This window comes from Psychrobacter sp. UBA2514 (genome assembly GCF_002341255.1).
Lineage (GTDB): Bacteria > Pseudomonadota > Gammaproteobacteria > Pseudomonadales > Moraxellaceae > Psychrobacter > Psychrobacter pacificensis.
Genome location: NZ_DDNS01000002.1, coordinates 166,783 through 187,657, shown reverse-complemented (window position 1 = coordinate 187,657; position 20,875 = coordinate 166,783). Strand labels below are relative to the sequence as shown.

The 20,875-nt window shown below is 42.7% G+C and carries 30 protein-coding genes; 12 read left to right on the top strand and 18 right to left on the bottom strand.

The window, feature by feature from the left end; translation table 11 throughout:
• The first annotated feature begins 56 nt into the window (after nt 1-56).
• The 5 genes from rarD (at nt 57) to B3V51_RS00865 (ending at nt 4,407) form a co-directional block, all read left to right on the top strand.
• Nucleotides 57-1,127, top strand: coding sequence for an EamA family transporter RarD (rarD, locus tag B3V51_RS00885; RefSeq protein WP_212563736.1), 1,071 nt, complete (start codon nt 57-59; stop codon nt 1,125-1,127).
• A 237-nt stretch (nt 1,128-1,364) separates the two neighbouring features.
• The gene (locus B3V51_RS00880) at nt 1,365-1,991 is read left to right on the top strand and encodes a hypothetical protein (RefSeq protein WP_212563735.1); all 627 of its coding nucleotides are present in this window, start codon (nt 1,365-1,367) and stop codon (nt 1,989-1,991) included.
• Between the two features lie 201 nt (nt 1,992-2,192).
• Nucleotides 2,193-2,861, top strand: a complete 669-nt coding sequence (locus tag B3V51_RS00875; protein WP_212563734.1) for a glutathione S-transferase — start codon at nt 2,193-2,195, stop codon at nt 2,859-2,861.
• A 101-nt stretch (nt 2,862-2,962) separates the two neighbouring features.
• The gene (locus B3V51_RS00870; RefSeq protein ID WP_075106295.1) at nt 2,963-3,235 is read left to right on the top strand and encodes a hypothetical protein; all 273 of its coding nucleotides are present in this window, start codon (nt 2,963-2,965) and stop codon (nt 3,233-3,235) included.
• A 32-nt stretch (nt 3,236-3,267) separates the two neighbouring features.
• The gene (locus B3V51_RS00865) at nt 3,268-4,407 is read left to right on the top strand and encodes a ribonuclease Z (protein ID WP_212563733.1); all 1,140 of its coding nucleotides are present in this window, start codon (nt 3,268-3,270) and stop codon (nt 4,405-4,407) included.
• 59 nt (nt 4,408-4,466) lie between these two features.
• Here B3V51_RS00865 and B3V51_RS00860 read toward each other — a convergent pair whose 3' ends face one another.
• Nucleotides 4,467-5,411 carry an ATP-binding protein gene (locus B3V51_RS00860; protein WP_058025551.1) on the bottom strand — a complete coding sequence of 315 codons (945 nt, stop codon included), beginning with the start codon at nt 5,409-5,411 and terminating at the stop codon, nt 4,467-4,469.
• 81 nt (nt 5,412-5,492) lie between these two features.
• On the opposite strand from B3V51_RS00860, the gene B3V51_RS00855 reads away from it, so the two are divergent.
• A complete protein-coding gene (locus B3V51_RS00855) occupies nt 5,493-6,515 on the top strand; it encodes a serine/threonine-protein kinase (protein ID WP_228724611.1) in 1,023 nt (340 codons plus the stop codon).
• Between the two features lie 632 nt (nt 6,516-7,147).
• Here the strand turns inward: B3V51_RS00855 and B3V51_RS00850 are convergent.
• From B3V51_RS00850 to B3V51_RS00790, 13 genes are all read right to left on the bottom strand, one after another.
• Nucleotides 7,148-8,311, bottom strand: a complete 1,164-nt coding sequence (locus B3V51_RS00850; RefSeq protein ID WP_286707809.1) for an Arm DNA-binding domain-containing protein — start codon at nt 8,309-8,311, stop codon at nt 7,148-7,150.
• Between the two features lie 483 nt (nt 8,312-8,794).
• On the bottom strand, nt 8,795-8,992 hold the full coding sequence (locus B3V51_RS00845; RefSeq protein ID WP_286707808.1) for a TraR/DksA C4-type zinc finger protein: 198 nt from the start codon (nt 8,990-8,992) through the stop codon (nt 8,795-8,797).
• Complete coding sequence (locus B3V51_RS00840; protein ID WP_286707807.1) at nt 8,989-9,234, bottom strand: hypothetical protein; 246 nt, start codon at nt 9,232-9,234, stop codon at nt 8,989-8,991. The genes B3V51_RS00845 and B3V51_RS00840 overlap by 4 nt, the downstream gene beginning before the upstream one ends.
• Entirely contained in the window at nt 9,231-9,509 is a 279-nt protein-coding gene (locus tag B3V51_RS00835; protein ID WP_286707806.1) for a hypothetical protein, read from the bottom strand. The genes B3V51_RS00840 and B3V51_RS00835 overlap by 4 nt, the downstream gene beginning before the upstream one ends.
• Nucleotides 9,510-9,686, bottom strand: coding sequence for a hypothetical protein (locus B3V51_RS00830; protein WP_286707805.1), 177 nt, complete (start codon nt 9,684-9,686; stop codon nt 9,510-9,512).
• Complete coding sequence (locus B3V51_RS00825; protein WP_286707804.1) at nt 9,683-9,949, bottom strand: hypothetical protein; 267 nt, start codon at nt 9,947-9,949, stop codon at nt 9,683-9,685. Before B3V51_RS00825 ends, B3V51_RS00830 begins: the two co-directional genes overlap by 4 nt.
• Nucleotides 9,950-9,975: 26 nt before the next feature.
• The gene (locus B3V51_RS00820; protein ID WP_286707803.1) at nt 9,976-10,251 is read right to left on the bottom strand and encodes a hypothetical protein; all 276 of its coding nucleotides are present in this window, start codon (nt 10,249-10,251) and stop codon (nt 9,976-9,978) included.
• 19 nt (nt 10,252-10,270) lie between these two features.
• Nucleotides 10,271-13,018 carry a toprim domain-containing protein gene (locus B3V51_RS00815; protein ID WP_286707802.1) on the bottom strand — a complete coding sequence of 916 codons (2,748 nt, stop codon included), beginning with the start codon at nt 13,016-13,018 and terminating at the stop codon, nt 10,271-10,273.
• Between the two features lie 29 nt (nt 13,019-13,047).
• A complete protein-coding gene (locus B3V51_RS00810; protein ID WP_075106284.1) occupies nt 13,048-13,239 on the bottom strand; it encodes an ogr/Delta-like zinc finger family protein in 192 nt (63 codons plus the stop codon).
• A 12-nt stretch (nt 13,240-13,251) separates the two neighbouring features.
• On the bottom strand, nt 13,252-13,413 hold the full coding sequence (locus B3V51_RS00805) for a hypothetical protein (RefSeq protein ID WP_286707801.1): 162 nt from the start codon (nt 13,411-13,413) through the stop codon (nt 13,252-13,254).
• Entirely contained in the window at nt 13,406-13,684 is a 279-nt protein-coding gene (locus B3V51_RS00800; RefSeq protein WP_286707800.1) for a hypothetical protein, read from the bottom strand. The genes B3V51_RS00805 and B3V51_RS00800 overlap by 8 nt, the downstream gene beginning before the upstream one ends.
• Before the next feature lie 34 nt (nt 13,685-13,718).
• Nucleotides 13,719-14,153 carry a hypothetical protein gene (locus B3V51_RS00795; RefSeq protein ID WP_286707799.1) on the bottom strand — a complete coding sequence of 145 codons (435 nt, stop codon included), beginning with the start codon at nt 14,151-14,153 and terminating at the stop codon, nt 13,719-13,721.
• Nucleotides 14,154-14,177: 24 nt separating this feature from the next.
• Entirely contained in the window at nt 14,178-14,378 is a 201-nt protein-coding gene (locus B3V51_RS00790; RefSeq protein WP_286707798.1) for a hypothetical protein, read from the bottom strand.
• Nucleotides 14,379-14,507: 129 nt separating this feature from the next.
• Here B3V51_RS00790 and B3V51_RS00785 point away from each other — a divergent pair, with 129 nt between their 5' ends.
• The gene (locus B3V51_RS00785) at nt 14,508-14,960 is read left to right on the top strand and encodes a helix-turn-helix domain-containing protein (RefSeq protein WP_286707797.1); all 453 of its coding nucleotides are present in this window, start codon (nt 14,508-14,510) and stop codon (nt 14,958-14,960) included.
• A gap of 56 nt (nt 14,961-15,016) precedes the next feature.
• Here the strand turns inward: B3V51_RS00785 and B3V51_RS00780 are convergent, their stop codons facing one another.
• Both B3V51_RS00780 and B3V51_RS00775 read right to left on the bottom strand, forming a co-directional pair.
• Nucleotides 15,017-15,721 carry a hypothetical protein gene (locus tag B3V51_RS00780; RefSeq protein ID WP_286707796.1) on the bottom strand — a complete coding sequence of 235 codons (705 nt, stop codon included), beginning with the start codon at nt 15,719-15,721 and terminating at the stop codon, nt 15,017-15,019.
• Nucleotides 15,722-15,912: 191 nt separating this feature from the next.
• Nucleotides 15,913-16,080 (bottom strand): hypothetical protein, encoded by a 168-nt coding sequence (locus B3V51_RS00775; RefSeq protein ID WP_286707795.1) that lies wholly within the window; start codon nt 16,078-16,080, stop codon nt 15,913-15,915.
• A gap of 129 nt (nt 16,081-16,209) precedes the next feature.
• On the opposite strand from B3V51_RS00775, the gene B3V51_RS00770 reads away from it, so the two are divergent.
• From B3V51_RS00770 to B3V51_RS00750, 5 genes are all read left to right on the top strand, one after another.
• Nucleotides 16,210-16,488: an Arc family DNA-binding protein gene (locus B3V51_RS00770; RefSeq protein WP_286707794.1), complete on the top strand. Its 279-nt coding sequence runs from the start codon at nt 16,210-16,212 to the stop codon at nt 16,486-16,488.
• Between the two features lie 195 nt (nt 16,489-16,683).
• Nucleotides 16,684-17,508, top strand: a complete 825-nt coding sequence (locus B3V51_RS00765; RefSeq protein ID WP_286707793.1) for a hypothetical protein — start codon at nt 16,684-16,686, stop codon at nt 17,506-17,508.
• A gap of 300 nt (nt 17,509-17,808) precedes the next feature.
• Nucleotides 17,809-18,663, top strand: coding sequence for a hypothetical protein (locus B3V51_RS00760; protein ID WP_201585241.1), 855 nt, complete (start codon nt 17,809-17,811; stop codon nt 18,661-18,663).
• Nucleotides 18,641-19,090 carry a hypothetical protein gene (locus B3V51_RS00755; protein WP_286707792.1) on the top strand — a complete coding sequence of 150 codons (450 nt, stop codon included), beginning with the start codon at nt 18,641-18,643 and terminating at the stop codon, nt 19,088-19,090. The genes B3V51_RS00760 and B3V51_RS00755 overlap by 23 nt, the downstream gene beginning before the upstream one ends.
• Before the next feature lie 60 nt (nt 19,091-19,150).
• The gene (locus B3V51_RS00750; protein WP_286707791.1) at nt 19,151-19,426 is read left to right on the top strand and encodes a hypothetical protein; all 276 of its coding nucleotides are present in this window, start codon (nt 19,151-19,153) and stop codon (nt 19,424-19,426) included.
• Nucleotides 19,427-19,445: 19 nt separating this feature from the next.
• Here B3V51_RS00750 and B3V51_RS00745 read toward each other — a convergent pair whose 3' ends face one another.
• Nucleotides 19,446-20,453 (bottom strand): contractile injection system protein, VgrG/Pvc8 family, encoded by a 1,008-nt coding sequence (locus tag B3V51_RS00745; protein ID WP_286707790.1) that lies wholly within the window; start codon nt 20,451-20,453, stop codon nt 19,446-19,448.
• Nucleotides 20,450-20,875, bottom strand: coding sequence for a phage tail protein (locus tag B3V51_RS00740; protein ID WP_286707789.1), 426 nt, complete (start codon nt 20,873-20,875; stop codon nt 20,450-20,452). The genes B3V51_RS00745 and B3V51_RS00740 overlap by 4 nt, the downstream gene beginning before the upstream one ends.

Genomic DNA, 20,875 nt, shown 5'->3' with positions numbered 1-20,875 from the left:
TTTTATTCACTTTTTCTTAATAATGTACACAGGGTTTTACTTTTAAGGCTGTTGTTATGCTTACGACCAATCAAACTTTTCAGGGAACTGTCGCAGCGGTATCGTCGAGTTTTTTATTCTCGATGATGTTTTTGTTTGGACTGTTTATGCTGCCCTTAACGGGGACACAGGTAGCCTCATGGCGCGTGCTGATGATGTTGTTAAGTTTGGTCATCTTGCTCAGTTTGACCAAGCAATGGCAGCATGTCTTTGATTATATAAAGACGCTTAAGACCTTGAAAGAATGGCTGATATTTATATTGCCTGCTCCGATTTTGGGCGGCCAGATTTGGTTGTTTATGTGGGCACCTGTGAATGGATTTGGACTGGATGTCACCTTGGGCTATTTTTTATTGCCACTTGTGATGATTGTGCTTGGTCGGTTTTTTTATCGTGAGGATATGAGTGTCTTGCAGTATGCGGCAGCAATACTGGCAGCGCTCGGTATTGGCTACGACATTTTTCAATATGGTTCGGTGTCTTGGGTGACGCTATTTGTATGTTTGGGCTATCCGCCGTATTATCTATTGCGCCGCACACTTGCTGTACCGCCCGTTACTGGCTTGTTGTTTGATTTGACATTGCTGACGCCAGTGGTATTGATCATGCTTTATTTCACTGGTGGTTTTAGTGTGGCGGCACAAAATATGAAGTTTTGGTACCTACTGCCATTGCTGGGTGCCTTTAGTGCACTGGCAATGTCGCTAACGATGATTGCGAGTAGCAAGTTGCCGGTCTCGCTATTTGGGGCGCTGAGCTACATAGAGCCGCTACTGTTATTTGTGTTGTCCATTACCGTTCTGAGTCAAAGTCTTGATGAAGGTGGCTCGCTCTTTATGTACGGCATGATTACACTTGCCCTAGTGGTCATGATAATCGATAGTGTGATAGGCTATCTCGTTCGTCAGCGTAATAACCGCTTGCATGGCTATAGAGAGCCGCAGGTCGGCGGCTTTCCGCCGCGCCGTCATTTTATCAATCAGCGTATTGATGGTGTGCTAAAAGCGCATCGCTTTCGCAAAATCCGTCGCTATCAAAAAAAGATGGATAAGATACAGCAAAAACTCGAACAACTTGATGCAAAATAAGCACTTATATACATTAAATTTACTGGATGTAGAAATTAATGCACTAGATGCACAGTAGCATTGCTTATCTATTCCGACTTTGACATCATGCCGCCCATAATGTAGCAAGATACATTAAAAGCGTTTATCTTAGATTGTGCGACGACCTTATATGCAAAGGCCTCAGACGTTATCGTCTGAGGCTTTTGTTTTTTTAAAATTGCAAAGGATGTGCCCCAATCTCTAAAGGCTGTTGTGATGTTGACTACTAACCAAACTTCTCAGGGTGCGATCACGGCTGTGGCTGCAAACTTTTTATACTCATTGCTGTTCCTATTTGGCTTGCTGCTGCAACCGCTATCAGGAACACAAGTGGCTTCGTGGCGCGTGCTCACGATGTTTTTTGGTCTGGTGCTGCTGGTGGGTGTGCTAAAACAGTGGCAGCATATTTTTGATTATCTAAAAACCTTAAAAAATGCCAAAGAGTGGTTTTTATTCATACTACCCACACCGATTTTGGGGGCGCAAATCTGGATGTTTATGTGGGCGCCAGTCAATGGTTTGGGTCTTGAGGTGACGTTGGGCTACTTCTTATACCCGATGATCATGATCGTGGTCGGTCGCTTTCTTTATAATGAAGATATGAGCTTGCTACAGTGGGCGGCCATTATATGCGCAGGTCTCGGTATCGCTTACGATATCTTTGAATATGGTGCGATCTCTTGGGCGACTTTGTTTGTCTGTTTGGGCTATCCGCCGCGCCGCCGTCTCAAAAATCGCCATATCAAAGGCGTGCTAATTGCGCACCGCTTTCGCCAAATCAAAAAATATCAGCAAAAGATCGATAAGATGACGCGCAAGATTGAAGCACTACATGTAGAATAATGCGGATGATGACCGTGTCCTAGATATATGTAGAGCTGACTTGTCAGGCCGTACTTTCGTCACAGTTCTACAAAGTTGCAGTGTCAAAGGGGCAAAAATTACGCTATTATCGAGAACAGTGGTGTCATGTTTAATTCAAAACGTGGCGCCATATTTAAGAGATTATGGCTGATTTAAAACAATATATCACTAGGACGGTTTATGTTAACTCTGCATCATTTAAACAATTCGCGCTCGTTTCGTATTTTATGGCTACTAGAAGAGTTGGAGCTGGATTATGAGCTGACAACCTATGAGCGTACGAAGGCCTATCTTGCACCTGAGAGCTTAAAAAAAGTGCATCCGTTGGGACACACGCCGGTGCTTGAAGTCGGCGATCGCGCTTTGGCTGAGTCCGGTTTTATCATTGAATATTTGCTCAGACACTATGATAAAGAACATCAATTTAAGCCTACTGATGATAATGAAGCGGCATGGGAAGATTATACTTTTTGGTTGCATTTTGCCGAAGCCACGGCGATGCCACAATTAGTCATGCGTCTGGTATTTAGTAAAGTCGTTGAACGATCGCCTATGCTCATCAAGCCGATCAGTAAAGGTATTCGCAAACAAGTTGAAGATGGCATGATCAACAATAATATTATCAACAACCTAAATCTGATGGAGCAGCATCTCCAAGACAGTCATTGGTTTGCAGGGGAGACGTTTAGTGCCGCTGATATTCAAATGTATATTGTGGTAGCCGCCTCTAATGCGCGTGCAGGTATGGATCAATCTAAATACGCCAATCTATTAAATTGGCTCAAACGCTGTCAAGAACGCCCCGCTTTTAAGCGTGCTGAGGCAAAGGGCGGAACACCGCAGTTTTAAAAGATACTTGTATAAACACTTAAACACCTCTCAATACTTGAGGTGATATTAGATAAAAGGTTTTGTTTATTTATAAGCAAAGCCTTTTTTAGGATAAAATAATGACAGACTTGAATACATCGCATCATGCAAAAACAAAGAAAGACACAGATGCTAAGCAGTCGCTAGATCATAACTTGCAAAATAGGCAACTGGTTGATAATCAGCAAGTATCTATCAAATCTTGGTCACAGAAGCTGCTGGTTGTGATTCTGTGCGCCGCTAGTTTTTATGGTGGCTGGAAATCTTATGAATCTAATATGGTTAATGAATGTACAGCCAATGGTGGACAAATGGTTGACGGTCAAAAAACCATGATATGCCAACGGTCCTAACCCGTGCCTCTAATAAATAAAAGACATGACCTATGCTGAAATTAACCTTTTTGGGCACCTCCGCAGGCGTGCCAACTAAGCAGCGTAATGTAACGGCATTGGCAATCGAGTGCTTGAATCCTCATGCGTCTGGTTCATCAAAAGGCAACCAGCCGCATAGCAACAGTCAAAATAAAAAGTCGCGCCCGTGGCTACTCATCGATTGTGGCGAAGGCACACAGCAGCAATTACTGCATACCAAGCTCTCCTTACGTCAATTGACGGCTATTTGTATTACCCACGTCCATGGCGACCACTGTTATGGCCTGCCAGGGCTGCTGGCGAGTGCCGCGATGTCAGGTCGCCGTGAGCCATTGACGCTCATTGCACCAAAAGCCATCTCGGCGCTGCTTGATGCCTTTATCCTACATACTGAACTATATCTGCCATTTACCCTCAACTTTGTGTCGATAGAGGATCTGTTGTCGCAAGAAGTTAATAAAGGTAAAGTAAAAATCGACTTGGATAATCAACATCAGCTGATGATAGAGGTTTATCCGTTATCGCACCGCGTGCCATCTCATGGGTTTGGTATCACGCAGACCATTATCCGTCGCACGCTCAATACAGGTAAACTCATAGCGGATGGTGTTCCAGCAAGTGCGCTGTGGGGCAAGCTACAACAAGGCAAAAATGTCATCACTGAGGATGGTCAGCACTTACATTCGGCAGACTATGTTCATGATGATGTGCAGCGGACAAAAGTAGTAATAGCAGGGGACAATGACACGCCAGAGTGTTTGAGTGAAGCAGTTATGGATGCGGATTTGTTGGTGCATGAGGCCACTTATACGCATGAGGTCATGATGGCCATTCAAGCCCGCAACCCTGACTTTGATCCTATGCATAGTAGCGCGCACATAGTGGGCACATTCGCGCAAAAGATGAGCTTGAAAAACATCATTTTGACTCACTTTAGCGCTCGTTATCAGAGCTTTGATAATCCAGATAGCGAAACGCCAAATATGGCCTATATTCGCTTAGATGCGCAAAGTGTCTACCAAGGCAATATATGGCTGGCAGAAGATTTTGCTCAATATAGCGTCAATGGGGCTACCGACTTGGTAGACAATCAAGCGGGTAGTCAAAAGGAGAGTCGCGTGCAGTATGTAGGCTCTGCACGCAGCAATTAGGCATAACTGTAAAGAGATAGTTTCAAAGATATGGCTTAGCGGCTGATATGGCTTAGCAGCTATGATTTACGGTCTTCAATAGCCAATTGTGTTTTGCCACTCCAATAACGGCTGAATTGATAAGCCACCCGACCTGAGCGTCCACCGCGTTCAGATGCCCAGCGCAAGGCGTCCATTCTGATTTTGTCAGGTAGATTTTCACCGTCCACATCCATTTCAATATCAGTATCAATGCGAGCTGAAATTTTCCGTTGCTCTAAATTTAGATAATGCTGCACAATCTGTAAGTATGTCTGCTGATCCATAGGATGAAAGGTCAAGGATAAGCCAAATCGATCTGATAACGACACGGTCTCGTCAATGGTCTCGTAAGGATTGACTTCATCCGTCTGCCCATTATAAATATCAAGATTGTCCTTCATCATTTGTGGTAGCAAGCGACGGCGATTACTGGTGGCATAGACCAGTAGCTTGTCTTGCTCAGAGTCTAGCGCGCCATCAAGCACGCTTTTTAGCGCCCGATAACTCTCATCTTGACCGTTAAATGCCAAATCATCACAGTAGACGATATAGCGACAAGCGCAGTCCGCTGGCAGCGCATTAATCGCGGCACGAATCTTGTCTAGCACCTGTAGATCATCACGCGCAATCTCGATAATGCGTAACCCTTCACTGTGATAGGCTTGTAGTAATGCGCGAATCAGCGAGGATTTGCCGGCACCACGTGTCCCTGTCATCAGGACGTGATTGGCAGGATAGCCTTTGAGAAACTGGCGGGTGTTTTGTACCAGCTTTGCTTTTTGCACATCAATACCTTGCAAATCATCCAAACTCAAAAATAAATTGACAGACAAAGGCTGTAGGTGACCAGTACGTCCACCGACCCAGCGATACGCAAGCTGGCTTGGGTCAATCTCAATGGTTGGTGTGACGTGCTCTTGCAGATACTGGCTAAGCAATGCTAATAAAGGGGCGGGCAGGGCATAATTGTTAGACTGTGACATAATGACTCTAGCGGTAAAGTGGCGGTTGGGTAAAACGATAGTGCGCGATTGCGACTCTATAATATGATGAGAGATAACACTGTGAAAAATAGTGCCAGTAATTTGCCTATTAAACAAGCCTTGCAAGCGCAATCTGGACAACTATTGCCAATCATTACCCAAGTATTGTCAGAGTTACAATATGCCCAAATAGTGCATCAGCGTATCAGTCAACAACTCAGAGAGGGAAGCACAGAGCAAACCCAAGAGAGCAAAACGCAAATTACCAAACAACGCAGCAAGCAAAGCTGCTATCAAGGTATAACGCGTGCACGCCATGTAGAGTATGGTAGCGTGATAATTAAATGGGAGCTATGTGCCACTTCAGTTAGACTCCAAAGTGTCTCAGATTTAACTCATGAAATAAGCGTGTTGCAAGCGTTATATAATTCGCAGAAAATCCAAGTTAGCTCTATTACGCCACCTCTATTGGCCTATCACAATGTAGAGGTCGACACATTAGAACAGAGCCAGCAGTTAACGGTATTGGTCATGCCTTATTATGAAAGCGGCAGCTTAGCCAAGCTGTTGAATCACCATGTGTCATTAACAGACAAGCAAAAACATGATTTGATTAAAGAGTCTGCTCATTTAGTCTGCAACCTACACAACGCTGGCTGGCTTCATAATGATATTAAACCTAGTAATATTTTGCTCAGTGATAATCTAACAAGTTACGCCGATAGTGATTGTATAGTGCCTGACTTACTATTGACAGATTTTGCATTAGCCCAAAGAAATGATCGACCAAACGCAATAAATTTTTCTGGCGGAACACCAGCATATTTGGCACCTGAGCGTTGGCAAGGACAAAGAGCAACGAGACAAAGTGACATCTATGCCTTCGGTATCATGATGGTTGAGATATTGGTAGGGAAGCGACCATTTATTATAGACCCTCAAAGTAATCAGTCCATGACAGATTGGGCCATTCAGCACTGCCAGCAGCCTATTCCAAAATTACCGTTAGGGTATGTTCGCTATCAAAGTATTGTTGATAAAGCATTGGCAAAGCGAATAGAGAAAAGGTATCAGAGTATGGATGAGGTGATAGCAAATTTATAAAGGTTATAACTAGAAATGCTAAATGACAGACACAAAAAAACCTGCTAAAAAGCAGGCTTTAATATTTGGTCTAAGATGTACTATCCGAAAATGGTGGGGCTGGAGAGACTCGAAACCTCTATGATTATTAATTGCAGGGTTTTGGGGTTGCTAAGTACATGATATTGTTAGAATGTAGTGTTGGGCTAGGCAGGAAGAGCTATCCCATAGGAATCCCACGTAAGATATAAGCAGATCCTGAGCGTGCCCAGCGCACCATCTTATTTTGATGTTTTTAAATTTTTGGGGGTGGTATGCAAACTAGGTAATATAGGTAATCATATTGATTTTATTAGGTTTTTTATGTAATTTAGAGGTAATTATTAAGTAATCCAATACACAGCTAAAAGGTATTAATCAAGAAACTATAAAATGTATATAAATCATATACTTATACTATAGATGTAATAATAATTACTTTTGATTACTATATTGAGGTATTTATAAATAATAATAATATCAAATACTTATATCTGATTTATTAAGCTATTACTATGATTACCTCATATTGCTACCCCTGTGGTATTTTATTACTTAAACCTATAAATGAGGTATAAAAAAAGCCCTATATTTAGGGCTTTTTGCTGATTGCATTATTGGCTGTTGTCTAGTGCATTGGCTAAGTTGCGGATGATATGGCGCGTGTCACTGGGAATGAATTTGCCATAGTGTTTGTGGATCATGTCTGTATTTACGTGGCCCAGTTGGTTGGCTAACCATTCGGCGCTAATAATGCCTGTTGATAATACTTGGCTTGCATAAGTATGACGACCATTATTTAAAGCGCGATAGGGTATGTCGCATTTATCAAGGTGGCGTTTCCAGCGTTTTTCAAGCTGTGGGTATGTGTAATGGCTACCGGTGCGCGGGTTGTACCAAAGCCACGTTAGATACTGTTCTTCATAGGTGTGGTTGTCTCGCTCAAGTACTTTGACTGCGTGTGGGGTTTTATCAGTTAGTAATTGGCGTTGATTGTCCAAGGCATTTGCTACGATCGGTAGTAGTTCAATTTGCCGTTTACGTCGCCGGTTCTTAGTCGCCTTATGAATGCCTTTCACAAAGCCACGTCTGATATATGCTGTTGCCTGATCAAAATCAATATCTTCTATGGCCAGTGGCATGAGCTCATGACTGGATAGACCTGACCATAACATGACCGTCCATAAGTTCCGAAAGGTCGTGTCCGTTTCGGTATTGATGATTAATGCGATTTCTTCACGAGAGAATGGCTCAATGTCTTTGGGATCTTTTGCGTTAAGCTTAATGTACTGGCTTGGATCGTTAGGGTTTTTTTGATGACGTGCCCAATAACTCCATATTGATCGCCATAAACCTAGTATATCGACAATCGTTTTCGGTGATAGATTGATTCTAAGCACTTTGTATACCCAATATTCGACGTCTTCAGCACTGATTTTGCTTATTTGCTTATTTTGCCAATATGGCGTGATGTGGTTGGCCACTTTGCTGGTGTAGGTCGTCCAAGTCGTTGGGGAGACTGTGCTTTGCTCGGCATTCTCCCAAACTGGGATGTAATAGCCAAAATATGATGCTTGTCGCTTTGGTGATGATGGGAATACGGTGTCACGGTTAAATATACCCATTTGTATCTGTTGCTCAACCATATCCGCTATTTTTTGGGCGTTAGCCTTGTTTGCTGCGGTTGGTGGCGTGTTCAGTAAGGTTTCGCTGTCCTTTTTGCCGTCGATGTACCAGATAATACGGATACTGGTTTTTAGGGGTTCAATACTTGCCATTATGTCGTTAATCCTTGCGCTTACATGCTGTTTAATAGGCTTAAACACCTGATATACCTAGCTTTTACAACATTTTTGCGCTATAATAAAGGTCTGGTTTGGTAACTATGGAGCCACTGAAAAGTTCTTGGTTTGGGGCTTTTGGCTCTAACTGTTTGATAAAACAGCCTTCACAATGGTGAGGGCTGTTTTTTTTATACCGATTGTACTGCTTTCATTTGATAAACCTGTCATCAATAATTATTGAAAAAGGGTTGTCTATGTTGAGTTTCATTGTCTTGGCTTTTTTGTGCGCTAGTCTGGTCAGTTCGTCTATGCCATAGGGTTTATTGTTATGTAAGATGACGCTACCCTCTGGCAGTTTTTTGATGGGTGATTTTCTGCCCATGCGATCACGGTTTAGATGCTCATTGACCATACTTTCATCAGTTGCTATGCAAACTTTGTCACGACAACGATATAAGTTTAATGGTAGAGGCATGACTACCTCCGCCGCTCAATGACACTTTGGCAATCAATGCAGCGGGTGACGCCTCCCAAACGCCGACGGCGCTCGGGAATATCTTCACCGCATTCGACGCATTCAGCTAGTGATGGCGTATCAAAGCGTTGTGCCTTGGCTAGGTTTCTATTTAACTCTTCTTGCGCCTGGTCGTTGGCGCGGTCGATAATGTCGCTCATTGGTCTTTTCCTATTTTTATTTCAGTAAGTGATTCAAATTTACGCTCTTTAAAAATTTCGACTTCACAGCGCATTTCAATCTTGTCTTTGTTGATGCTGTAATGCTTGCGTTGATAAAGCTCGCGCTGCTTGTGCGTTGGGTGCATTGAGCAGTCGATCATCTGACCGCTCACAGTGTCGAACGTCAGCCAATGTAAAGGGCTTTCACGGTTGTAAGGGAATAGGGCGCGGACTAGGTTCATCGACTTGTCTCCGTTTTAATTGCCATATCAATAACTATATTTTTTGCATTACCCATCAGCTCAAGGAATATCTCTTCTTGCTCGTCATCAAGATAGCCGGCGTTGTCGATGACTTCTTTCATGGACAGAGATAATTCGTGCTCACGCTGGACTGGTGGAATGGTTCGGATAAAGGTTAAAGCCAATAGTTCAAAAACTGCGTCAAGTTGGAGCTTCGATGCTTCTTGCTGCTGGTGATGTTCTATCGCCATTTGCATTAATTTATTTAAGTCCATTTATTTGGTTTCCTTATGCGTAAAGTGGCCAACTGGAGCAGGGCACTCTTCATTGATAATTTCTAGTTCATAACAGTGACCGCATAAATCCGCATGAGGTGCTTCGCTTTGACCAAGCCAAAGCTCGCAGCCACATTCATCGCAATCACCGTCACTACCTTTAAAATCGTATGTCATGTTCTTAATCCTTTTTTCATGTAATAGTGATGCCCGTCTTCTCTTAGAGTTGCTATTTCAATCAGACCTTCTTCGTAAAGTCGCTTCGCATAAAATCTAATGATTGTTAAATTTAAATGAACCTTCGCAACGATTTGCTCAGGGCATAAAGGTTCGTTACTAGCATTGATAATTCGCATAATGAACAACAACTCGTTAGCACCTAACGCCTGCATAGAATTAAATTCTTTTGAATTTTCAATATTTTTAAAATCGCATGTCATGGTTTGGGTTCCTTTTTGGTTTGGTGTCAAAGACTGGCTTTCTCTAGGGATAAGGGGATTAGATCCACAGGTACAGCAAACTCCCATTTATTGCCGTCCTTACAGACAAACATGCCGTCTTCATCTTCTTTAATAATGAGCGTCACTCCTGCAGGACTGTTTACATAGGTGCACCAGTTAAGAGCAGCTTCATCACTCTCATCTGATATGACGCAATGAACTCCGCCACCTTCATATTTCTTAAGCATTGCTCTAGTCAGATCACTGCCTTTAATTTCGTTTTTTGAAGTTTGTAATGTCATGATGTTTATTCCTTTGTAATTAAGTGAGACTTAGGTTTTTAGGCATTTCAAACACCCAGCAACGAATGCTACGGCCCGTGATTTGAGACGCTACCGTCTTGTTTGCTGCCACAAACTTGAACTGCCTAGACTGGCGCAGCGCGTGATGCATATCGGATTGTGGCGGTAGGTCATAGCGGTACTCATTCGCAAGCTGATAGATCTCTGGCATACTGATCGCTAATAGATCTGGGTTTTTGCTGTGGTTGATATGCAAGCGGCGGATATGATGACCAGCACCTTCGATTGTGTTGGGCGCTGCATTCAATCGTTCGAGCACATCAAAGAACTGGATATTGAGCGGATGCTCGGTATCAAGCGTCTGATCGCGTTCGGTTGCCATGTTAAATACTTCCTGCTTGACGGCCCCGTCCAAACGTTGCAAGTCTGGCAATACCAGTTTCATCGCATCAAACATGGCGAGTATCTGCGCGTGGCAATGAGCAACACGAAAAGCTTTGACACCGCTGTCTTTTAACCAATTCTCATGCGCTATTTTGGTATCAAAAAATACCTGCAGTATCTTGTCTTCCATCTTGAGGATATCGACTAAAAAATGACTGACATCTTCGGTCTGTAGTGCCTCAATGCGTCTGGCTGCTGCTTCAGAATCTCGGGTCTGGTTGTCCAATCCAAAGAATAGGTGGCAAATACGGCTTAGCACTGCCTTGGACGCCACCACGGGCAAATTTTGACTGATGACGATAGTGCCGCGAAACGGTGGCTCGTAGACTTCATTGCCTGCAGACTTGACGCCGCGTGTACCAATCGTGCCGCCGTCGTATAGGTTTTTAAGTTCGTCCCAATTGAACTGGCTATTACGTCCTGTACCAGCCCCATCGCGGTCTGACTCGATAAAGACGCTGGGCATGTTTGAAGTCTGTGACAGTGAGCGCAGGCGACCGGCCTTAGTGGTTTTGTTGGGATCGATACCCTCGTAGCCATCACGACCTATCAAACGCCAAAAAAAGCTAAGTAGGGTTGATTTACCAGTCCCAGGCTCGCCCACAATCTCCATAAATGGATAGGATTTTTGACGCTCGCGGATCTGCTGAGCAAACAGGCTACCCATAAAACCCACTAGACTAATGACTCCTTGGACGCCCCAACCAGTTATGATGTCCGCTAGCCAATTTGCAGGTTCTTTGGGTTTGTCGCCTATGCGAATATTTGGACTGGCCGCTAATGTCTTTAGGCTTTTATTATTGGGCAGGTCAAAATAGTCGTCTTTATTGAGCGCGTAAGTCACACCATGACGGATTGCGATATCGTTAAAAATGTAAGTCTGATGGTCTTTGCTATAACCAATAAAGTCGATGGTCTCAACGGTTTTGATGCCGTTAATCATGCGTCCTAACATAATGTCGAGCTGCTTTGAATTGCCTTGATAAATGACGCCAGGCGCGACTGATAATAGGCGCTTTTTAAACTCACCAGCGGCCGACAGTTGGCTACCGGTAAAGGTATTTTTAGTGTCGCCTTGTGATGTGCGAATACGAAAGAAGTACCAGCTCTCATCTGTCACTAAGTTTTGCTGATAATAGAGTGCTTGCGGCTGACAGTTCATGATTTGGGTGACAGTCATGCAAGACTGCATCAAGTCGTCATGCCAAAGCTGTACGGCTTCTTTTAACTCTTCTTCAGTATTGAATAAATCTTCTGTCGGTTCGCTGTCTGCGTCCATTTGCTTGGCTTTATCAAAGCTTTCGCTGTCTACTTTTACCCAGTAGGTGCAACTGTTGAAAAACATATAAAAGCTAGTGGTGCCATACTGGTTGTACGTCAGTAGCGCCTTGTCCTTTGCTGTCTCAGCAATAAGCAGCTCACCATAAAAGCGGTAGCGTTCAAGGTCTGTCTTGGTGAGTTTTCCCGCTTTGTGTAGGTCGTTCCAGTCTGCTCCGTCGCTGTACTCACTTGACTGCGCGGCGGTGACATCCCAGCCGTTTTGGCGTGCGGTGGCCACCAGTTTGTCAGTGGCTTTGCGTCCAGCGTGGTCGCTATCGAGTGCGATGATAAGCTTGGGCAGTGGCTTACCAAGCTCTGCCATTCGCGCTTTTATTTGTGCTAAGGTGTGCGCTGGGAAGTTACCCGCGGTGATGTTGCTGATAGCATGTAAGCCGTTCTCAGTCAGTGCCATGGCGTCAAAGATGCCCTCTACTATCCATAGCTCTTTTACATATGACCAGACGCCTTGCTGTAGGTGTAGCTTTGGCGGTAACCAAGCATGACCTTTAAATTTAAAGCCTGTTTGTACACGGGCCTTTTTTATATTTGCGGCGGGTTCTATCAGCCGTTCCCAATAGCCGATGGCTTGGCCATCGCTTGTGATGTTGAAGCGCACGCTGGGGCAGGTGAAGTCGGAATAAAAGTCTTTGAATACTTCTTGGGTATAGCTGCCTTGCCATTTGACAATATCAAAGCCACGTCCCGACTGAAGATAAGCGTCAGCCGTGGCATTTGGGTTGCTGGGTGTTGGTGGGTTTTTCTTCGTCCAATTGGCGAATATGTCTGGGTAAATATCGCGAGTAGATGCTTGGTAATTGCATTTATTAGAGCGGCCACACTGGATCGTCCACGGCGCATCAGCACCGGTGAACAACTCCTTTTTGCCGCATGATGGGCAGCGACCATAACGCAAAAACTGATGGTCGCTTGAGAATTTGAGACCATAATCTTGCACGAGGCGAGTGATTAGCTCGCTACGGGTATCATCTTGCATGGTTTGCATAATATTGCTCGTCTGGTTTGGTAGTTTGGTTAGGCATTTGCGCTGATTGGTTTGTCTTTCTGCACGTCTGGCTTGACTATCGAGCGTACATACTCTTGCTGAGTGACGAATATGTGTCCGCACTCATCGTTTTTGCAGCGGTGCTCTATATCGCGTAAGTAATCAGTAATAACGCGGGTACGCAGGATTAAACAGTTGGAATGACAAGCTGGACAGCGCATATATGACCTCTTTTAGTGTTTGATGATGAGTTGTAGCTCTTTATCTGTTTCAGCGAGTGCTTGTCTCAGTGCCCAAGCGACAAACTCATCGACGCTTACTCCATACTCGGCAGCCTTACGTTCAAGTAAGCGCTGCTCTGCAGAGGTTGGGTGGATATAGACATCGTTAGGCATGGCTGGTGACTCCTGAGGTACTGACTGGTGCCGCCGTCATCGCCCAAAAGTGACCTAATGGCATCTCGACTGTGTTTTGTGATGGCAGTATCATGGCGATAGGTTGTTCGCGGAACATCAAGTCATGGATCTTGCTCATTGCTAACTGGCGGACGAGGGTGGCGAGCTCCACACCTGAGCGTTCGGCATGGGCCAGTAAGATTTGATAGTCATAATGATCGACACTGACTTTGATGGCGTTATCGCGTAGTTTTTTGGTGTTTGGGTTCATGGTTTGGTTTCCTTCTGGGTTTGGTCTTAGTCAATTAGCTTATAAATCTTTTAAAACGGCTTTTGCTTGAATCTTGTTTTAGCAGACCGTCAATCTGTTGAGACACTAAAAGTTTATGCTCTGTGTTTTTTAACTTGTTTTGAACATCAGCAAAAATCTTTAATTGTCTTGCTTCAGCTTCATTTAACTGCTTTTGCGGATTGGTAATAGGTTTTATTCCATTCTTAATTGATGATGATTGGTTACCAATTAGGATAAACGTAATATCAAAACCTAGATGCCATAGGTTGACCAGTAAAGAAGAAGGGATGTCGCGCTTTCCTTCCTCGTAGTTCTTATAAGTCGTTTGAACAATGTCTAGTGATTCATAAACGGTAACTGCTTTTAGACCTAAACGTTCACGCTCTATTTTTAAACGTTCGCCTATGCCTCTTATGTTTTCTTCAGGTGGTTTGGTATCAGTTGTCATGATTTGGTTTCCTTTTAAGTTTGATTATTGATTCTGTTCGGCTAGTTCTATTTCACGACCTTTTAGGTAGCGTCGGAGAACAACAAAGCCCATTGAGCGCTGTTCTTTGTCAGCAGCTTCTTTCAGATCAGCATGAAGGTCTGTTTCTAAGCGTAAAGTCACGCCAGTACGCTTTGATTTATTCAAGTGTCCTTTTTGGGTCGGCTTTAATGTGGTTTGTTTCATTTTGGTGGTATCCTATTGTTATAATGCGCTTACACTTAAAGCGCATCAACCGAATGAGTATATTATTATACTCACAAATGATTGATAGTCAATATTATATTAACGATTGATAGTATAAAAGGGGTTTTTATGATTATTGAAGACATTGGTAAGCGATTAGAAGAAGAGCGTCAGCGTCTAGGGATTAAGGCTGTTGACGTTTATTCTGAATTGGATATTCATCAGAATACTTACAAAAACTATGAGATGGGTAGAAGGGAAATGCCATCATCACTGCTGGTCACTCTTTGGAATATGGGGTTTGACGTGATTTATATATTGACGGGGCAGAGAATAGGTGATATCGCAACAGATGTGATAAACAACGGTGAAAGCTACGTCCCAAGCTATCATCAGCGTCTAATTCATTTACCTGAAATTATGGACTTGGATAATCCATCGGATAGGCTGTTGGGTGCGATGTATCACGCAGAGGAAGCGTTGGTACAAGCCGGAGCAAATGCCAATGAAGACTATGACTATAAAACACTGGCAACATTGGGACTGGGGTTAATCGATACAGTTAAACGAGGCAATCCATAAGAAGCAGGCACAAAAAACCAGTCCGCTAAGACTGGTTTTTTACTGCTATTAAATTATTAGAATGCATTATCCGACATATCTTTTTGACTGTGTACCAAGTCCAGCAGGTCACTACTGGTGACACTGATACGGGCATTCGGGTCTGCTACGTGCAGTGTCTCTGCCATCTCAATGATGATACTACGCAGTGATTGAATGGTGTCTCGATCAATGGTCTGCTGTTCATGTAGCTTTAATGCTTTGTTTTTCCAAGCTTTGGCATCTGTCTCCCACTTGCCAGGCTTGACTGGTGCCTCTGCAAAGGTTACTTGGGATAGTTCGAGCGCAATCTCGTCTGTCTCAGATTTTTCTATTGGAATTGCCTTGTTAGAATGACCATACTCTAAACGTATTGCATCAATTCTCTTACCATCCAACTCAGAATTAAAAACGATAGTGGAAGGCTGTAGCAGCTTTGGTTCTTCCAAATCGTAGAGAGCGTCAATAATCTCCATATGCGTGATAAGTTTGCCACAGTGTGACTGTATGAGCTGCTGTACCTGATAGATATCCAGTGTCATCATTGTTGGATGAGTAGGTGTATGGTCGGTTTTGATACTGTGCTGACGTTCGCTAACAAATAGCGCATTAAATAAATTGCGTATTATGCTTTCATGGTTTGCGCTAGTATCGCCTTTCATTATGTAGTCACCGCGATTGTTAGCTTTGGTGAGTGTTTTAGCTTTAGCGGTAGTTTCTTGTGCTGTGTTATACTTTGACATACTGATTAACTCCATGAGTTATTTGGTTAAAGGAATTAACTTTAGTTAGGTTGATTTCTTTGGTGTTAAAGGCAGACCGGTTACTTTGGCGAGTGCGGTTTGCCTTTTTTATGCGCTGACATAATTGCAGGTGGCGATATAGCAACTGCTGACTGCGGATATAAGTGTTGATCTGCTGGGTGGTATTCGGTCTATTTAGCATTATCTTTTTCCTTTTGTGCGGCTTTACATGCTTTGTCCAGATGCATCGTAATTTCGGCTGATAGCGTGCGGTAGTTTTCGGCGGCGTGGACTTTTAGCCAGTGGTGCAGCTCAGGGTCTAGCTTGAGCTTATAATCAACGGTTTTTTTTGCTGCCATTTTGATTTCCTTTTAATCGTGGTAATATTAAACCTTATAGGTTTATAAAAGTACCTAGTAGGTACGTTTGTAACTTTATTCCTTTATACTTGTGTTGTCAACACCTAGTAGGTACGTAAGGCTAAATAAATGACTCTACAAACTGAACCCCAGTACAAATTAAGGCTTCCAGAAGAGCTAAGGGACAAAATCAAAGAATCAGCAAAAGAACATGTCCGTTCAATGAATGCAGACATTGTGGCGCGTCTTGAAGCCAGTTTTGCCACTGAAGAGTCACCGCCAAAGCCCATCAGCGTACCGTTCGATGATAGTTTTCTTAAAGATGCTGGGCTGACTCGTGAGCAGTTTGGGGCGTTTGTGCGGAAAAGTATTTCGGATAGTCTAAAAGAGGACAAAGGGAGCGATTAAGTATGGCTACAGACTATATGACACTATGGATTGAGCACTTCTTGCAACATGCTACGTTGGTTACAGACTTGCCATTTGGGTGGAGTGTCTATCGTGAAGCGGTAGACTGGGACTGACAAAAGTTAAATATTTATTGTGATAAACGCTATGGTTTGATAGATTGCTAATTTATTACACAATTGTAAGGAAGTTGGCATGGGCATGTTCTTAATCAGTTTGGTTGCCTTTTTATTATTACCAGCGTTGTTGATTTATTCTCTGATAAAACCTGCTAAATTTAATATTCGTACTAAGAAAAACCCTAATGGCAAGTGGTCGCGAGGCAAGTTCTCTGCTGCCATACTAGCGGTATGGGTTGTCTCTATTGGTATTGGCATTGCTATTACTCCCGACCAAAATACAGCTATAGATGTCGATGAAGTCGTTGCCGAAGTAGGCATTGAACCTGATGATTATGAAGTAAAAGATAATGGTGCGATTGAGGTAAAGTCACAAGCCGACGATACGCTTGAAGCTAAAGAAATTGAACCTTTCGAGCCTGTTTATGTAGAAAAATCTACTGACAAAACTTTTGGTATTACTCCGCTCGAGTTTAGTCGTCAATTTAGCGCTGAGGCTAAAGAGGTTGGATTTGGTGAAGTGCCTTATGGGGATTTTGAGACAATCAAAGGCGCTGTAAACGATACCTTTTCAACAATGTTGAGCGAAGCTATAGCAATGAATGGCACTGTTGATAAGAATGGAGAGCTAAAAGGTATCACCTTTATTATGGGTAAAACACAAAATGGTGATAGAGAGGGTTTGAATATGGCAATGATGGCAGGGCTCTCTGCTCGTGCTATCAGTCCTGATGTGCCTAAAGAAGAGAGCGCTGGAACAGTAATGAAGGTGCTTGCAGAAGCTCTTAATGGGTATGAAGAAAACGGCGAAGGGGAAGCCAGTAAAGTAGTAGATGACGTTAAATACACTGCTCTTGCAAGTAAGACTATAGGTATATGGATCACAATTGAACCTGCTTAAACTTTAACCTCGCATTCAGTCCTAGTCTGATAGCCACTGCCTGATAGGTAGTGGCTATTTTTTGTTGTATTAGATAAGACGCCTTAAACATCCACTGCCATATTTAAAAAAGGAAATATTTAGATTGACAAAAGTCAAATAGTTATTGCTGAAAGTGTTGCACGGTGATACGCTTTAGCTAATATCAATCTATTATGAGTCAGTTGATACAGGCTCATTTTTTTAGTGCTGTAAGCGACAGGGAGTGACGAGTCTTAGCACCTGTCCTATTGATGCTCAACCCCATACACAGGATAATAAATGTCTACCACAGTCGAATTTTACCAAGTAAATTTTTTTGAACAGCCTGAACCAGATGAACAGGGAAATACTGTAACTGTCAGTGGTTGCTTTGAAACATTGTTGACTGGTAACTATAGTTTTAAAGATAGCTATGAACGCGACTTATATAAGTTTCAAAAAATTGATAACCAATATGTATGTGGTGTTTTTCGCAAAGTAAGGACAGGTGAGCCTATTAAGGTTGGTAAAGCGTGTACTGATGGCTGGGATGTTGCTATGGCTGATGATGAAGGAAAGTTTGAAACCAATCATCTAATTTATATTCCTAATAAACGAATACTTGCTTATATCAGAAACCAACATGGTAATCATTACAAAAGACTTGAGGACTGTCTGACTCAAGCGTTTGGTATTAGAGTAGAGTTGTCACCTCTATTAACGAAAGGCACATTGGAAACTTTATTGAGTAATAAGTCTGTTACTAAACTACAGGCTAATATTCCTGTAAAACATGACTTAATACCTGAGTATGCTGATGACTGGAGTAATGAAACCATTCAAGCTGCGAGCAAGTCTGGAGCTGAAACGGTAAGAATAGAAACAAATATTAGTTTGAAAACTCAGACACCAGGCTCTATCAATCATCCCTTAAAAGCTATAAAAAACTTTTTGGGTTTTGGAGCAACTACTGCTAGAGTGCAAGTACTAAATATAGACGGTAAAAAAGACTGGATCGACCTAATTGAAGATAAGATTAAATATACTTTTAAAGACTATAAATATTTGAAAGAGACTTTACCTGATAAGAGTATATACGAGAAAATAATTTCTGCTTACTTGGATAAACTTGATGAAATTAATGAAGCATATTAAACCTTATAGCTGGCTACTGTATGGCGCAGTATTTGGTAGTGTTGTATGTTATTTTTTCAAAGAGTTTTTACTATCCCAAGATTCTATTTTTATTAATGATATATTTAAAGTATTGATTCCGCTTTATGGAATACTGCTAGGTTTTTTGTTGACTCTTATAGCTATAGTGGTAAGTTTGGCAGGAACAAGGTTGGTCTCAAATTTAATTAGAACCAACCATTACAGTAACTTATTAACAAACAGCAAATTACTTGCACTGCTTTACTTTATTACTCTGATTATCTCTGTTATTGGTTTATTTGTTCGAGATAATCAATCTCTTGTTTTTATCACAGTTATTTTTCTATCTATTGTATTGGTTTTTTACTCTTTGCGAACCGCATATAAGTTTTTTCAGATATTTCATAATATAAAGCCTGAAGTATGAATGAAAAATTAATTATTTTGAAGTATGTATGTTGGTTTTTATTAAGGATTTAAATTAGAAATGAAAGAATTTATTTTAGGTGTATGGTATTCCATTATACATTGCTCAATGTATTCAGTTCGAGGAGTGACTCGCGCTTCGATTATATTATTAGCAACTATTTTTATTGCTAGTATGATGCCTAAAGATATAGCTATTTTCACTCAGCACATTTCGTTAGAGTCATATCATTTTGCAGTATATGCAATTGGTATGGTTTTAGCTTTAGAGGTTTTAGTTACAACATGGATCAGGGACTATAAACGTGACTATATTCCTCGATGGCTATTGAGTTAAGCTGACCTTGCTACTATTTTTACCCAGCCTCACACTTAACCCTAGTTTGATAGCCACTACCTGATAAATCATGGCTGATTTCAATGACTGTCCAAGCGTGAGCATCAATATACGGTCTGAAGCCACTGACCGTCACTGGGCTGTCAGCGATGATATCAGGACGCGCAGTTGCTAACGTCAGTTCAAAGCTCGCCATCTGGCGGGCTTTTTTATTGGCACTTGATTTTGCCTTAGAGACTGCCTCTGATTTGCTCTTAGCGGGTTTAGTCAGTACATGAGACTTGTCATTGGGTAGGGCGTCCAGTGGTTTGGACTTACCGTCTTTGACACTGATATGCTTGGTCTTACCAGTTTTATCATCATGATAGCTTGCTGTCGTCTCGTCATAGTCGCTGGTACGATCGGCGCGACTATAGCGATGGCTGTCCCCAGACTGACGAGTGATGGTGACTGCTCCCAATGCCGCCCCTGAAGGTGATCTTGCATTGGCAATCGGTTTGATAATCAACCGTCCAGCCTTAATCGTACACATCAAATCATGGTCCTCACAAAGCCTGGTCAGTAAATTGATATCACTCTCACGGTGCTGATCGATATGATCAATCATCGTCGCTGCTACCGTAGCATCAATGGCCAATATCAAGTCATGACGTTTGGCCACACTCGATGCTATTTCCCCAAGCTTGTGCTGATGATAGCTGTCACTGCGCTTTACCTTCAGAGATGACTTGAAATCGGCTGACTTGGCGCGTATCTGCAGCTGGTCAGGTGTGCCACTGTGCTCAGCTTGATCAATGGTAAATGTGCCTTTGTCTATCATATCGCCAGTATCAGGCATCGCGAGCCATAGCCTTATCTCATTGCCATTGGTAGGTAAGGGCAGCGCCGCGTCATGATCAGATAGCGTCAGTGATAGCTCATCCGCTTCAGTACCACGCTTGTCTGTCATTGAGAGACTAATCAGACGCTTCTCAACCTGCGCGGTACGATCAATACCTTCGATTGTGAGCTTGAATAAGTTAGTCATACGTCTGCTCGATCCTGATCTAAGATGGCTACTTGCTCACGCTCGCTATCATCTGCCAGTTTTAGTGCTAAGCTAAAGCTAATTTTGCGAGCAGTGCCATCTGACAATAAGTGTGATTGAGTCTCACTGATGTCAGTGATGTAGCACATGCCATAGTAGTAACCATTGCCATTCATGAGCGCGTAGGTCTTACCAGTGGCGGCCATATCACGTAATTCATCTAACGACACAATACCGTTGGTGATTTCTGGGTATAGTGTGCCTGATAGCGATATGTCGTCGTTATCTTGGCCGATATACTGCATATGTGGTCTGGTACCGACCGCGTTGCCGGTGCCAAAACGATAACCAGACTTGCGCGATATCTCATTAAATGCCGCGCTGGTGGTCTCAAATACGAACAATCCTAAACTGGCTAACAT